Annotated in this window: 13 protein-coding genes and 1 tRNA gene; 10 read left to right on the forward strand and 4 right to left on the reverse strand. The window is 61.5% G+C overall.

Annotated elements, in window-relative coordinates:
- Positions 1 to 10: 10 nt before the first annotated feature.
- From QMC96_03640 to mch, 7 genes are all read left to right on the forward strand, one after another.
- Positions 11 to 952, forward strand: coding sequence for an NAD-dependent epimerase/dehydratase family protein (locus QMC96_03640; GenBank protein ID MDI6875849.1), 942 nt, complete (start codon positions 11 to 13; stop codon positions 950 to 952).
- A complete protein-coding gene (locus QMC96_03645) occupies positions 949 to 1,419 on the forward strand; it encodes a small multi-drug export protein (protein MDI6875850.1) in 471 nt (156 codons plus the stop codon). The genes QMC96_03640 and QMC96_03645 overlap by 4 nt, the downstream gene beginning before the upstream one ends.
- Positions 1,416 to 2,585 (forward strand): cofactor-independent phosphoglycerate mutase, encoded by a 1,170-nt coding sequence (locus tag QMC96_03650; GenBank protein ID MDI6875851.1) that lies wholly within the window; start codon positions 1,416 to 1,418, stop codon positions 2,583 to 2,585. The genes QMC96_03645 and QMC96_03650 overlap by 4 nt, the downstream gene beginning before the upstream one ends.
- A 26-nt stretch (positions 2,586 to 2,611) precedes the next feature.
- Positions 2,612 to 4,153, forward strand: a complete 1,542-nt coding sequence (locus QMC96_03655; GenBank protein ID MDI6875852.1) for a beta-ribofuranosylaminobenzene 5'-phosphate synthase — start codon at positions 2,612 to 2,614, stop codon at positions 4,151 to 4,153.
- 33 nt (positions 4,154 to 4,186) lie between these two features.
- Positions 4,187 to 4,702 (forward strand): hypothetical protein, encoded by a 516-nt coding sequence (locus QMC96_03660; protein ID MDI6875853.1) that lies wholly within the window; start codon positions 4,187 to 4,189, stop codon positions 4,700 to 4,702.
- Between the two features lie 63 nt (positions 4,703 to 4,765).
- The gene (locus QMC96_03665) at positions 4,766 to 5,890 is read left to right on the forward strand and encodes an ORC1-type DNA replication protein (protein MDI6875854.1); all 1,125 of its coding nucleotides are present in this window, start codon (positions 4,766 to 4,768) and stop codon (positions 5,888 to 5,890) included.
- Between the two features lie 93 nt (positions 5,891 to 5,983).
- Complete coding sequence (mch, locus tag QMC96_03670; GenBank protein MDI6875855.1) at positions 5,984 to 6,931, forward strand: methenyltetrahydromethanopterin cyclohydrolase; 948 nt, start codon at positions 5,984 to 5,986, stop codon at positions 6,929 to 6,931.
- Positions 6,932 to 7,297: 366 nt separating this feature from the next.
- On the opposite strand, the gene QMC96_03675 is transcribed toward mch, so the two are convergent.
- Positions 7,298 to 7,669, reverse strand: a complete 372-nt coding sequence (locus QMC96_03675) for a DUF202 domain-containing protein (GenBank protein ID MDI6875856.1) — start codon at positions 7,667 to 7,669, stop codon at positions 7,298 to 7,300.
- Positions 7,670 to 7,687: 18 nt separating this feature from the next.
- Entirely contained in the window at positions 7,688 to 9,160 is a 1,473-nt protein-coding gene (locus tag QMC96_03680) for a bifunctional metallophosphatase/5'-nucleotidase (protein ID MDI6875857.1), read from the reverse strand.
- 71 nt (positions 9,161 to 9,231) lie between these two features.
- Between QMC96_03680 and QMC96_03685 the strand changes: the two genes are divergently transcribed.
- A tRNA-Val gene (locus QMC96_03685) sits at positions 9,232 to 9,305 on the forward strand.
- Positions 9,306 to 9,678: 373 nt separating this feature from the next.
- On the opposite strand, the gene QMC96_03690 is transcribed toward QMC96_03685, so the two are convergent.
- Positions 9,679 to 9,981, reverse strand: a complete 303-nt coding sequence (locus QMC96_03690; GenBank protein MDI6875858.1) for a hypothetical protein — start codon at positions 9,979 to 9,981, stop codon at positions 9,679 to 9,681.
- A gap of 489 nt (positions 9,982 to 10,470) precedes the next feature.
- Entirely contained in the window at positions 10,471 to 12,300 is a 1,830-nt protein-coding gene (locus tag QMC96_03695; GenBank protein ID MDI6875859.1) for a PAS domain S-box protein, read from the reverse strand.
- A 15-nt stretch (positions 12,301 to 12,315) separates the two neighbouring features.
- Here QMC96_03695 and QMC96_03700 point away from each other — a divergent pair, with 15 nt between their 5' ends.
- On the forward strand, positions 12,316 to 12,798 hold the full coding sequence (locus QMC96_03700; GenBank protein MDI6875860.1) for a hypothetical protein: 483 nt from the start codon (positions 12,316 to 12,318) through the stop codon (positions 12,796 to 12,798).
- A 173-nt stretch (positions 12,799 to 12,971) separates the two neighbouring features.
- Entirely contained in the window at positions 12,972 to 13,328 is a 357-nt protein-coding gene (locus tag QMC96_03705) for a hypothetical protein (GenBank protein ID MDI6875861.1), read from the forward strand.
- Positions 13,329 to 13,912 lie beyond the last annotated feature (584 nt).

Consider the following 13,912-nt stretch of genomic DNA (forward strand, 5'->3'; position numbering starts at 1 on the left):
GTAGAACAGCATGTTTTCCGTAGTCACCGGCGGAGCCGGGTTCATCGGATCGCATCTCGTCGATGCGCTGGTCGCTCGCGGGGATTCGGTGCTGGTGATCGACAGCTGCTGCACCGGAACGATCGACAATCTCCGCGAGCACCTGGATGCCGGGCGGATCCGGTTCCTGCAGGCGGATCTCCTGGACGACGGGTGGCAGTCCTCTCTTGCCGCCGCCGACAGGGTGTACCATCTCGCGGCGGATCCGGATGTGCGGGAGAGCGCCCTGTCTCCGCAGTCGCCCGTCAGCAACAACGTGCTCGCGACCGCCCGGGTGCTGGAGGCGATGCGGATCCAGGGTGTCCCGCAGCTCGTGTTCACCTCCACATCCACCGTGTACGGGGATGCAACCGTGATTCCGACACCGGAGGCGTACGCGCCCCTCGAACCCGTGTCGGTCTACGGGGGGACCAAGCTCGCCTGCGAGGCGCTCATCTCCGCCTACTGCCATTCCTTCGGCATGCGGGCCTGGGTCTTCCGGTTCGCCAACATCATCGGCGAGCGGTCCAACCACGGGGTCTGCTGGGACTTCATCCAGAAGCTCCGCCGGAACCCGGCGGTCCTGGAGATCCTGGGGGACGGGAGGCAGACGAAGTCGTACCTGGAGGTGCACGCCTGCGTGGATGCGATGCTCTATGCCGCCGACCATGCGGGGGACAGGTTCGACGTCTACAACGTCGGTTCCGAGGACTGGATCGACGTGACGTCGATCGCCGATATCGTGGCGGAGGAGATGGGGCTGTCCGGCGTGGAGTACCGGTACACGGGAGGGGCCCGGGGCTGGGTGGGGGACGTGCCCCGGATGCTGCTCTCCGTGGAGAAGCTGAAAGCCCTCGGCTGGAAGCCGGCCGTGGGATCGCGGGAGAGCGTGCGGATCGCCGTCTCGGCGATGCTGGGGAAGCGTGGTGCATGAGCATACCGGCAGCGTTCACGGTGGTGGCGCTCGGGGCCCTGCCCTTCTTTGAGGCGCGCTACGCGATACCGTTCGCCATCCTGCTCGGGTTCGCCCCCCTGGAAGCCTATGCCCTGGGTCTTCTCGGGAACATCCTTCCCGTGATCCCCCTCCTGCTCTTCCTGGAGCCGGTATCGGACTGGCTCTCGGCCCGCTCGGGACTCTTCGATCGGTTCTTCGCCTGGCTCTTCGAGCGGACCCGCCGCCACGGCGACCGCTTCGAGCGGTGGGGGACGTTCGCGCTCTTCCTCTTCGTCGCCCTGCCGGTTCCGGTCACCGGCGCCTGGAGCGGCGCCGCCGCGGCGTTCATCTTCGGGATCCAGTTCCGTCACGCCCTGCCGGCGATTGCGGCGGGGGCGGCGGTCGCCGCCCTCATCACCACCCTCCCCACGCTGGGGGTCCTGGGGGTCCTGGGAGGCGCCGCATGAAGTACATCGTGCTCCTGGGGGACGGCATGGCGGACGAGCCGATCGAGGCTCTCGGGGGGCGGACTCCGCTCCAGCACGCCCGCACCCCGAACATGGACCGGATCGCCCGGGAGGGCGCCTGCGGTCTGCTCCGCACCATTCCGGATGAGATGGAGGCGGGAAGCGACATCGCCAACCTCTCCATCCTGGGCTACGATCCCGCCCGATACTACACGGGACGGGGTCCGCTGGAGGCGGCGAACATCGGGGTGCCGCTTTTGGAGGGGGATATCGCCTACCGCTGCAACCTGGTCACGGTCCGGGACGGGGTGATGCAGGACTTCTCCGCCGGCCACATCGGGAGCGAGGAGGGGGCTGCGCTGATCCGCGCCCTGGACGCGGAAGTCTCCCCGGTGCGGGCGTACCCCGGGATCAGCTACCGCAATCTGCTCGTCGTGCCCGGGGGGGAGGGGGCGGTCACCACACCCCCGCACGACATCGTGGGACGGCCCTGCGCAGACTACCTCCCCCGCGGAGGGGACAGAGAGAGGCTTCTTGCCGTCATGGAGGCGAGCAGGAGAGTGTTTGCCCACCACCCGCTCAACGCCGCGCGGGTGCGGGCGGGGAAGCCGCCGGCGACGATGGTCTGGCCCTGGAGCGGGGGGCGGCGCCCGTCCATGCCCTCCTTTGCCGAGAAGTACGGGCTGCCGGGGGGGATGATCTCGGCGGTCGATCTCCTGAACGGCATCGCCCGCTACGCCGGCATGGAGGTGATCCGGGTGCCGGGGGCGACCGGCTATCTGGACACCGACTACCAGGCGAAGGCACGCTACGCGCTCGCCGCCCTCGAGCGCCTGGACTTCGTGTACCTGCACGTGGAGGCGACCGACGAGGCGAGCCATCTGGGGAGCCTGGAGGAGAAGATCCGCGCCCTCGAACGCTTCGACGGCATGGTGGGCACGATCCTGGACCGGTTCGACGGGGTGGTGGCGGTGCTGCCCGACCATGCCACGCCGCTCCGCCTGAAGACGCACACCCGCACGCCCGTCCCCTTCGCCGTTCTCGGGAGGGGGACGGACGGATGCGGGAGCTTCTCCGAGAGCGAGGCGGCGAAGGGCATGTTCGGAACGATGAACGCCACGGAGTTCCTGCCGATGCTCTTTGGCAGGGATGGGCGGACGGTATGATTGCCGGGAGCCGGGGGAGGCGGGAGATGCAGGACATCCGCACGATGCTGGAGGAACTGGAACGGGAGCTGGGCGCACTCTCGACGGTGCAGAAGATACTCCTGGGGACGGACGGGTCGGTGACGGCCCTGCTGGAGATCGTCACGGGAGGCCCGGTGGAGATCGAGACGCTTCTGCAGGAGGTGGGGCCCTGCGATGCAGCGCTGGCGGAATCCCTCGGCATTGCGGAGGGCGATCCGGTGAACCACCGGATCGTGGAGCTGAAGAACGGGCGGACGGGGGAGGTGCTGATCTACGCACGCTCGGAGACTCCCCTGCGGAGGCTCGACCCGGCGTTCCGGGCGGACCTGATGCGGGCGGACATCCCCATCGGGAAGATCATGCAGCGGCACCGCATCGAGGCGCGGCGCGAGATCACCGGGTTCGGCATCCGCCCCGCCGACGAGCAGCTCAGTTCGGTCTTCTCGATCTTCAGAAACGAGCCGCTCATCACCCGGTCCTACCACATCGTCCACCAGGAGAAGCCCCTCATCGCCATCGAGGAGGTGTTCCCCTATTCCAGGTTCGGCGACACGATCACCGTCGCCGTGGATGCCCCGTCCCGCCTCCACCTCGCCCTGACGGACATGCACGGGGGCTTGGGCAGGGTGGACGGGGGCGTCGGCATCACGCTCGACAGCCCGAGAACGGTCCTGCTCGCCCGGAGGAGCGGCACGCTCGCGGTGCGGGGTGGGGGCGAGGAGCAGCAGGCCCGGGTGCGGGAGGCTGCCGGGGCCGTCTGCCGCCACTTCGGCCTTCCGCCCTCGGGAGAGTTCACGCTGATCGATCCCGTCCCGCAGCACAGGGGGCTGGGGAGCGGGACGCAGATCGCACTCTCCACGGCGGCAGCGGTCTGCCAGCTGGCCGGCCGATCGCTCGGCGTGCGCGAAATGGCCCGGATCGTGGGGAGGGGCGGCACGTCGGGGATCGGCACCGCCGCGTTCGAGACGGGGGGCCTCATCGTCGACGGCGGGCACAGCTTCGGGGAGTTCGGGGAGAAGAAGGAGTTCCGCCCCAGCGCTGCATCCCGCGGGACGACGCCGGCGCATCCGATCGCCCGCCACCCCTTTCCGGAGGACTGGAGCATCCTGCTCGTCACGCCCCGCACGGGGGAGGGGGCGAGCCGGAGGGAGGAGGTCGATATATTCCGCAGCTGCTGTCCCGTCCCCCTCGACGAGGTGCGGGAGATCTGCCACGAGGTGCTGGTGCGGATGCTGCCGGGGGTCGTGGAGCACGATCTGGACCTATTCGGGGCTGCAGTCAACCGCATCCAGCAGATCGGGTTCAAGAAGGTGGAGATCGGGAGGCAGGCGCCGCTCGTCGGCACCCTGATGGACGCCCTCCGCGAGGGCGGAGCAGCCTGCGCCGGCATGAGTTCGTTCGGGCCGACGGTGTATGCCGTCGCCGACACGGGCGTGCCGGCGCTGGAGAAGGCTGCCCGCGAGGTGCTGGGGGAGGAGGGCGGCGACATCAGGGTCACAAAAGCCCGAAACACCGGTGCTTTCATCCGCACGGCGCAGGGAACATAATTATCCTGTCAGCGGTCGTATACATCAGTGCAGATGTCAAAGAGGAACTTCAGCATCGGAATCACCATCAATCTCGACAATTACGAGAACCTCCGCCTGGATGTCGGGGGCGAGATTGAGAACGAGCAGGACGCCGAGGAGCTGATCGGGTTCCTGGACCGGATCCTGTCCCGGCTCGGGCGAGGCACCAAGGAGACCGCACAGCGGGTGGACAGCTACCGCAGCCGGGTCTTCGCCCTGCAGAAGGCGGAGGGGGCCCCGGAGCAGCAGGCCCCTCCGAAGAGGGAACCGCCGCAGGAGAAGGCGCCGGCAGCGGCTCCCCCCGCGGCGGCGGCGCCGAAACGCATCCCCGAACCGCCCGCCCCGTCCGCACCGGCGGCGGCCAGACCACCGGAGACGGCTGTGCAGAGCCCCTCACCGGCTGGAGCGCCGCCATCGGCCGAGTTCGTCTGTGAGGAGTGCCAGGCGCCGGTCTCCAAGGGCCAGAACCAGATGAGTCAGCTCTTCACGGGGCGGACGCTCTGCAAGAAATGCATGAAGGCACCGTAAAGCGGGCCAGACAGGCAAATATTTTTGCTCTGCAGGGCAAATACTCTCTGTGGCGCTGCCGGTATGAAGAAGAACCTGCTGATGTGGGACGAGACGCTCTTCCGGGATCCCGAGGTCTTCGAGATCGACTACGTTCCGGAGCAGTTCCACCACCGCGAGATCCAGATGCGGGAGCTCGCCTTCCAGATCCGCCCCGCCTTCCGGGGAGGGCGCCCGCTGAACACCATCTGCAAAGGTCTCCCCGGCACCGGCAAGACGACGAGCGTCAAGAAGCTCTGCTCCGAGATCGAGGAGACCACGCGGAAGGTGGTCCCCGTCTACATCAACTGCCAGATCGACAACACCAAGTTCGCCATCTTCTCCCAGATCTACCGCAAACTCGCGGGCCACCTTCCCCCCTCGTCCGGCACCTCCTTCAAGCAGGTCTTCGATGCGGTGGCGAGGATCATGCAGCGGGAGGATCATGTGCTCCTGGTGATCCTGGACGACGCGAACTACCTCCTCTACGAGAACGAGCTCAACAAGGTGCTCTACACCCTCCTCCGCTCCCACGAGGTCTACCCCGGCACCCGCATCGGGGTCGTCCTGATCGTGAGCGATATGGCGGTGGACATGACGCGTGAGCTGGATGCCCGCGTCGCCTCGGTCTTCCGCCCCACCGAGATCTACTTCCCCCCCTACACGGAGGAGGAGATCCGCCACATCCTCCAGGAACGGGTGCTCCAGGGGCTCTACCCCGGGGTGCTCTCCGCGGAGATGTCCGACATGGTGGTCGAGCAGACGATGAAGAGCGGGGATCTGCGGGTGGGGATCGACCTCTTGAAGCGGGCGGTGCTGAATGCCGAGCACGAAGCCCGCAGAACGGTGAACCGCGATGATATCTGCAAGGCGTACGAGATCTCCCGCTACCTGCACCTCTCGTTCACCGTACGGGTCCTGAAGCCCGAGGAGAAGCAGCTCCTGCAGCGGATCGCGGAGATGTCCGGGGGAGACCAGGAGATGAACGCCGGCGAGGTCTTCAACCAGGTCAAGGAGCCCCTGCAGATCCGCTACACCAAGTTCTACGAGATGGTCAGGAAGTTCGATGCGCTGCGTCTGATCAACCTCCACTACCGGGAGGGGCGGGGGAGGACGCGGCTGATCAGTCTCCGCTACGAGCCGGAGAAGGTGCTCGAGGCGCTCCGCTGACGGAATCGCCATGCAGGTCTGCATGGCAGATATCAATTAAAAACAATTATCTGTTTCAGCACCGTCTTTTATCCGGGTACAGGGGGTTTCCTTGTGATCAGTGTAAACGAACTGGCATTGGATTTATTCGATGAAATTGCCGAGTTTCCGGAGGAGTTTAACGCCGCGTTCCACCAGCTGGACAACGGCGGTCGCATCGTCGACTGCGGGGTGCGGACGACCGGCGGATACCTCGCCGGCAAGCGGTTCACCGAGATATGCCTGGGGGGGCTCGGGGAGGTTACCTTCCGGATGGGGCGGGTCCGGGACGTGCCTCTGGCATTCGTCGAGGTCAACACCGATTTTCCCGCCATCGCCTGTCTGGGGTCGCAGAAGGCCGGCTGGACGGTCAAGGTGGGCAACTACTTCGCGATGGGGAGCGGTCCTGCCCGTGCTCTCTCGCTGAAGCCGAAGCACACGTTCGAGGTGATCAACTACGAGGACGACTTCGACTACGCCATCCTGGCGCTGGAGAGCAACACCCTGCCGAACGGCGAGGTGATGGAGAAGATCGCCGAGGAGTGCAACGTCGATGTGGAGAACGTGGGCGTGGTGGTCGCCCCGACTGCGTCCCTGGTCGGATCGATCCAGGTGGCCGGGCGCTGCGTGGAGACGGCTGTCTATAAACTGAACGAACTCGGGTTCGACACGACGAAGATCCAGAGCGGCATCGGCACCGCCCCGATCGCGCCGGTGAAGAAGGACAGCACGCGGGCAATGGGGGCGACGAACGATGCCACCATCTATCACGGCAGCATCCTTCTGACGATGAAGGCCCCCGAGATCAAGGACTACCTGGACAGGATTCCGAGCAGCACCTCCAGGGGATACGGGAAACCCTTCTACGAGATCTTCAAGGAGGCGAACTTCGACTTCTACCAGATCGATACGGCGCTCTTCTCGCCGGCGGAAGTGATCATCAACGAGCTCTCCGAGGGGGCCGTCTACCACGTGGGCAAGGTGAACCCGGAGGTCACGCTCAAGTCCTTCGGGCTCCTGTGAACGCGAGGGCACAAGCCTCTTTTTTGTTATTTGGGAGTTCCATCACGAACCAAAGGTTCGTGCGATTCCCCGTGCATATCAGCCTCTAATCTCCATTCCATACCAGCTGTTCATTGGTTAAATTGTTCATAGTATTGTTCAGGGGGCTGGCCCCGCTCGCGTCCGCCCCTTCACCGCAACCCGCCCTGCCGCCGCAGAGAACACGCATCCCCCGCCACGCCGCTCCGCGGTGTGTGCGGCCTGCACGCCATGGCAAACGTCCGGCAGGAGACGGCCAGAGCGCCGCCCCCCTGCGATACGGCTGCTCCGCCAGAGCTCGGGGAGTGTCCTGCGTCTCACCTCCCGAACGGAACGGGCTGGACCGCTCTATACGATCGCCAGGTAGAGGGCAAATGCAGTGCTCACCAGGAGGGCGATGACGAGAACGTGCAGGAACCACTCCGGGATCAGCCGGGCGGCGCCCCGCCCCGCCACCTGGCACTGCTCGCAGTAACTGCGGTAGGCGGCGGCGTAGAACCCGGCGCCGGTCAGGATGAGGATGACGCCGACGACCTGGGCGATCCATAACTCCCCGGGAGGCCCGAAGAGGCGGGCGACCGCGAGCCCCCCGACCACGGCGGCGAGGCCGGTGCGCACCCAGGCGCTGAAGGTCCGCTCGTTGGCGAGCAGCGTCCGCTCCTGGGCGAGATCCGTCCTCTCCTTCGCGAGTCTGTCGCCGCCCCCGTTGCCGTCACCCATCGCAGAGCCCTCCTCCGGTCAGACCGCCACCACCGTCCCCCGGAGCGCCGCATCGGGGGTGCCCCGGGCAAGGTAGCGCTCCATCGCCTCCACGGCACGGATGTCCAGGTGGCGGCGGTTGGAGCCGTACTTCGCCGGGACGCCCTGCGGGGTGATGTAGGCGGCTGTGTACGTGGCATCGGGACGCACCCGTTCCCCCCGCACGAAGAGCTCCTGGATGCGGTGCCCCTCCGGGTTCTCGATCTTCGCGTAGAGGGTGAGGCCCATGCACCGCTTCACGTATCCTCCCATCTGGCGGTAGGGGTCCCGCGAGAAGGTGCGTTCCAGGTTCTCCTCCAGCATCCGCGAGATCTCGAGGCCCGTCAGCTCCACCGTGGAGAGCGGCGGGTTCATCGGGACGATGTTGTAGAGGTCGTTTGCCGTCAGCGGTCCCGGGGGGACGGGGGCGCCGAAGCGCCACCCGTTGGAGAAGGCCAGATCGGCGCCGGTGCAATCGAGCAGGGACTGGAGGAGGAGGTTGTCCATCGTCGACTCCAGCACCGCGTAGCGGTGGAGGGCGATCGGCGTGGAACCGACGATGCGGTTCAACTCGTCGCGGTACGGCTCGACGGCACGGTTCACCATCCCCTCGACGGCGGGATCGGGCGGCACCTCCTCCCCGACCGTGACGAGGCGGTGGCTGAAGTCCGCGATCCTGCCGTCCTCCACCTGGATGTCGAGCCGGCCCAGGAACGATCCGTGGCAGCCCGACTGGATGAGGATGGTGTCGTTCACGATCGCGGGTTCGTAAAGGCGGTTGTGGGTATGGGCGCTGAGAAGAACGTCGATCCCGTCCACTTCGCCGGCGAGCTGCATCTCCTGGGGGAATCCGAGGTGCGAGACGACGACGATGAGATCGGCGCCCTCCCGCTCTTTCAGCGCCGCGATGCAGGAGGGCAGCTCTTCGTTGCCGAGCGTGAAGTACACCCCCTCGCTGTAGGAGGGGGGCATCACCTTGTCGACGATGTTCGAGGCGATGCCGATGATCCCGACCAGAAGCCCGTTCACCTCCTTCACGATCCAGGGGGTGAAGAACAGGTCGCCGCTCTCCCTGCGGTAGCAGTTGATCGCGAGAATCGGGTGTTTGAGCTCCTCTGCCAGCCTCGCCGCGTGCCCGGGACCGTAGGCGAACTCCCAGTGGACCGTCATGGCATCCAGATCCAGGGCGTTCAGGATCGGCACGAGGACCATCCCCTGCGTCTGCACCGCCACGTAGGTGCCGTGGAGCGTGTCCCCGCAGTCGAACGCCAGCACTTTTCCGGGCCGCTCCCTCCGGATCTGCTGGAGGAGCGCCGCAATCCTCGCGTACCCTCCCGCCACCCGGAACTCCGCGTGGTCCCCATGCCAGAAGAGCTCCGGGTGCGGCTCGAGGTATCCGTGGGTATCGTTCACCTGGACGATCGTCAGCTCGCGGGTCATCGGCAGTCTGCTACACCACAGAATCGGCCGCAATAAAAACCTTTGGGGCCCGGCCGGGGGAATAAACAATTTTAATAGATCACAGACCAAATGTACGTGAATCGGGGCTTGTGGTCTAGTCGGTCATGATATCGCCTTTACAAGGCGGGGATCGTCGGTTCGAATCCGACCAAGCCCATCTGTTTTGAGCCTGTTTTGACGAAAAAAAACACGTAAACTGGCTTTATCCCTTTTTTAACTCCGTTGATTGGGCTATCTATCAATCGGGAGGTATTCGTTGGATTGTTTTTCACCCGCTCGTGACTCTCGGGCGATAGTGTGATGTGCAATCTCTCCCTGATTCTAGCGTATTGCGTCTCTTTTTCCATTATCTTCTTTCTCCATTCTCTTTTCTCTTGATTGGCTGGTTGTCCAGACAGGTGCCTTTAGTGTGATTTTCGATGCCGCGCCATAAAAATGGATAGCAGCAATGAGGTTTGTTGCGAAAGCGCAATCACATCGGCTACAGACCTTTTTTACGCATCGATTGGATTACGACAGCCGCTGTTGCATCAACTGCTGGATTTGGGATCAGCTTTGGGGATAAATTGGGATTCAATCGATGGAGCAACAATGAAAAGGATGTACCTGTAAAATCTCAAGGCATGGCGGATTGTTACTTTAATGATAAACGCCAGGAATCCAGCGCCAATTATTATTCCCAAAATGGAATTCATTGCAAAAAGGATTGCACTCCAGGTATCTGCAGGTGCGTGGAGGTAAACTGAAGGGTGATGGGGGTTTTGTACGAAACTAATGATCATTGGAATCGATGCAAGAAGACCCAAGACCTGAAAGAACTGCCCTGCGATCATTCGAGAAAACACGCTCTCCTTTTCGGAGCTGATCGATCTGCACCATGAGGAGATGCATAACGGGGAGGTCTGATGGCTGGGACGGTCTCTTCTCGGAGGATTAACAGGGCTTCCGATGCGATCCCTGAGATTAAGATCATCTATCCACAGGAGAAGATACGGGGGTATTGATGGCGGACCCCGGAGAGCTGCGGGATTCGGTCAAGCAGGTAGCGAAAAAAGGAGGGGGTGCCTTTCTTCTGGCTGTGACAGCATGATTTCAGCGGTCATGTACATTGGCGGTATTCCGATCTCTGCGCGGACAGCGGTACGACAAGAAGAGGAGGTTAAGGGCGCGACAAAACGCTATACCTATACCTTGGATGATGGCACAGAGGTCGCGCATCGATATGATCAGGGGCGGCGAAGCTGGCGAAACAGATGCTGGATACGGTATCAGAACCGAAAAGTGGGTTGAAGAAAGGCGATTTTTGGGAATGGTTTGTCAGATTATGCCGCTGGCACGGTAAAGTGGAAGGTCGAACCCTTTCCCAATTCTGATTCTACCCAGATTCGGCCTCCGTGCCGGTCGATGATCCGTTTCACAATGGCCAAACCGATACCCGTGCCTTCATAGGCATCCCTGCCATGCAATCGCTGGAAGATGACAAAGATCTTCTCGAAGTACTGGGGCTCGATCCCGATCCCGTTATCCGAAACCGAGAACCGGACCATGCCCTCCTGTTTCTGGGCCGATATGTGGATGACGGGGGGAACGTCCGGTTTCTGGAACTTAATCGCATTGCTGATGAGATTCTGGAAGACCTGCCGGAGCTGGTTGGCATCGGCGATCACACGGGGAAGAGGATCCGAGGTAATCGTCGCACCGTTCTCTTCCGCAGTGGAATGGACAAAGGCCAGGGCATCCTCGAGAACCGCCGTTGCATCGATGGGGCGGAAGTCCCCGCCCATGGTGCTGACCCGGGAGAACTCCAGCAGGTCATTGATCAGGTTCTGCATCCGTTTCCCGGCGCCCACGATATAGTTGAGGTACTCGTCTGCATCCGAGTCCAGCTTATTCCGGTATCGCCTCTCCAGCAGCTGGGCGAAGCTGACCATGGTCCGCAGGGGCTCCTGCAGGTCGTGGCTGGAGACATAGGCAAAGCGTTCGAGATCTTCATTAGAACGCTCGAGACGTTCAGCATACTCTTTGAGTGCTTCTTCGGCCTTTCTTGCATCGGTCATGTCGTGGATTATCGAATGTAGAAGTTCCCGCCCTTGAATCGTCACGGTCCCGCTGAACACGTCAACATCCCGAATCTCACCGGAGGCAAGCCGGTGCCGGAACCTGAAGAGACGCTTCCTGCCCGCTTTTGCATCGGTCATCTCCCTGAACACCTCATGTGCGTTCAGGGTATTGATGTCAGTGATCTTCATCGTCTTCAGGCGGTCGCGGGAATATCCATAATAAACGCTCGCCGCAGGATTGGCATCCACGATCTTTCCGGTATCGGGATCGATCAGGAGCATCGCTGCGTGGCTCTCCTCAAAGATGCTCCGGTACCTCCCCTCGCTCTCCCGCAATGCCTCCTCCGCCCGCTTGCGCTCGGTGATATCAAAGCAGATGCCGGCCATGCGGAGGGGTTTTCCATCTGCATCATACGTTGTGTCGCCCAAAGCACGTATCCAGCGTACTTCTCGATCGGGCAGAACAATCCGATATTCATTCTCCAGAGATATTCGTTGCTCGATCGATTGGTTGATCTTGGCCATGGCCGGTTCACGATCGTCCGGATACAGTACATTGAGCCACGTTTCGAACGACGCCTCGGTCGTGGGGGAAAGACCGAATAAAACGAAAAACTCCGGAGACCACTCAAGTTTTCCGGTGACCATATTCCAGTCCCAAAATCCGGCTTTTGCCGCTTTTTGTGCAAAACTCAGTCGTTCGAGAGCTTCCTGTAGAGACACCTCCGCCCGCTTGCGCTCGGTGTCTGCCTGTTTCAGGGATGTAATTTCCCTGCGAAGCGCTGCGTTTTCTTCCTCTAAGGCTGCCACTCGCTTCTGCACGATCTCTTCTACTTCAGCAGGGGAGATCTTCTCCGGTCCTTTCCGTGCCGATGGCTGGTTGTCTTTGGATGGGTTGGGGGATCCTGCCATGCCGCTCCGATCGCGAGAGAATATTCCCTGAGCTGAACGAGCTTTCACCTGTGATATTAAAAAAGTATTTATGCTCCTGACGGCCTCACAGAATACAAGAAGCAAGGAGAATCTGGCTGAGATTCTCATCATATTCCCGGTTATTGGGTCCATGTTGCCATCTATATTTATACTCCTCAATCTCCTGCTATTGCTATGGCAGAGGAGCAAAAGGAGCAAAATACAGAAAAAAAAGGGGAGAATTTAGAGGCAATAGCGGGTTGTCTCTCCGGTTCGAATGAATGGGCGGTGCGCGATCCAGGTCTAAAGAAAAAGCGCAAATGTCCTGTTTGTGGGAAATATCGCATCGAACGAAAAAATGAGTCAGCGGCGGCTCCTGCAATGAAAGACAAACAAGAGGTAAAGCAAGCGGCTCCTATACGAGAAAAGCGGGGGAAAAAGAGAAAATTGCAGCTCTACCCCCTCCCGAAAGGGGAAGAAAACGCGGCTCCTCGAGAAGAGAAACGAGAAGAGAAAACAGAAGAGACAAGCGGGGGCGGCTTGATGTGGGCGGCTGCCGCGGTCTTTGTGATCGGCGCGGCTATCGGGGTATACTTTCTGTGGAATCCCCCTCTCGTAAAAGATTGGCTGCTTATCAGGAGAATGAAGTTCGGTATAATCCCACATTGCGGCGGTTAATGGTGGGGGATACCGATGTTCGGCGGGCTGGATGCTGCTCCGAAGCTTGCGGGACTATTAGAAAAAAGTCCTCAATGACTCCGGGTTAAAGGAGAAGTTCGAGAGAGACGGAAAAGTATCGGGGGGATCATTATTGAGGAATATGGTCTCTTCTTTGAGCTCCGGCGGCTGCCATGACAGGGCCGATAGAAGAGAATATCCCGGTTGAAGGCGGGAAAAAGGACATTGCAGAAGATATCATTCCTGCCGATGAGAAAAGAGAAGAGGCGCTAAAGGCGGGAGAAGCGGCTAAACCTCAGGGCGATCGTGCCGTTGTGGCTCTCCTGGATATGACGATGGAGACGGGTGGGGATTACCTCAAAATAGCGGGCTATTCTCCTCCGACCGATTCTATCTACAAGAACTTCTCCCGTCCCTTCTTGAATAAAGCCTGCTGGCATTACCTGCCGGATGAAAAACTCCCGGACGATCAGAAAGTGGCTCTCCTGCTAGGGGTGGGGGGCTGCTCCTGGCCTTCTCTCCTGCGCTGATCGAGGGGTATGAACGGCGAAAAGAAGAGGAGAGAAGAGAGTGAGGAGTGTAGTATCCCGAAACACTCTTGACACCATGTTTCTACCCTGATGTGAGCAAATGATCAAGACGGGATATTCGCACAATCATCAATCCGTGGAAACGAGGGAGAGCGGTGCGGGAGATCGCCGAATATCACCCGGTGACCAGACAGAGGATTCATCGAATCATCTCGTTCTACAAAAAGAACGGCTTTCATCCATATCTGCGAACGCCCGGGAGACGACCCGAGAGAATCCCTCATGATACGGGCGCACGCGTCATCCCGGCACAGGATACCTACGGACTCGGACCCATCCTCCTCGAGGAGCAGATCGGGGAAGAGCATGGAGTCCTTGTCCCCCGCGATACCCTCTATCGGATCCTCCTGCACCATGGCAGAGCGATACCCTGTATGACGAAACGAAGGCAGACCCACGACCGAATATTCCATCCCGGTTCTCGAGGAGGGATTCGAAAAGTATGGGGTGCCGAGATTCTCACCGATAACGGGTCGCAGTTCGTTTCATCGAGGGATCCGCAGTGAGCAGATAGCACCTTCGAG

This window comes from Methanomicrobiales archaeon (genome assembly GCA_030019205.1).
GTDB lineage: Archaea > Halobacteriota > Methanomicrobia > Methanomicrobiales > JACTUA01 > JASEFH01.

Coding starts and splice junctions, on each gene's coding strand:
- QMC96_03650 (MDI6875851.1), top strand. CDS start 1,416: ATGAAGTACATCGTGCTCCTGGGGGACGGCATGGCGGACGAGCCGATC.
- QMC96_03705 (MDI6875861.1), top strand. CDS start 12,972: ATGACAGGGCCGATAGAAGAGAATATCCCGGTTGAAGGCGGGAAAAAG.
- QMC96_03655 (MDI6875852.1), top strand. CDS start 2,612: ATGCAGGACATCCGCACGATGCTGGAGGAACTGGAACGGGAGCTGGGC.
- QMC96_03690 (MDI6875858.1), bottom strand. CDS start 9,981: ATGATCGCAGGGCAGTTCTTTCAGGTCTTGGGTCTTCTTGCATCGATT.
- QMC96_03700 (MDI6875860.1), top strand. CDS start 12,316: ATGGCAGAGGAGCAAAAGGAGCAAAATACAGAAAAAAAAGGGGAGAAT.
- QMC96_03640 (MDI6875849.1), top strand. CDS start 11: ATGTTTTCCGTAGTCACCGGCGGAGCCGGGTTCATCGGATCGCATCTC.
- QMC96_03660 (MDI6875853.1), top strand. CDS start 4,187: ATGTCAAAGAGGAACTTCAGCATCGGAATCACCATCAATCTCGACAAT.
- QMC96_03645 (MDI6875850.1), top strand. CDS start 949: ATGAGCATACCGGCAGCGTTCACGGTGGTGGCGCTCGGGGCCCTGCCC.
- QMC96_03675 (MDI6875856.1), bottom strand. CDS start 7,669: ATGGGTGACGGCAACGGGGGCGGCGACAGACTCGCGAAGGAGAGGACG.
- QMC96_03665 (MDI6875854.1), top strand. CDS start 4,766: ATGAAGAAGAACCTGCTGATGTGGGACGAGACGCTCTTCCGGGATCCC.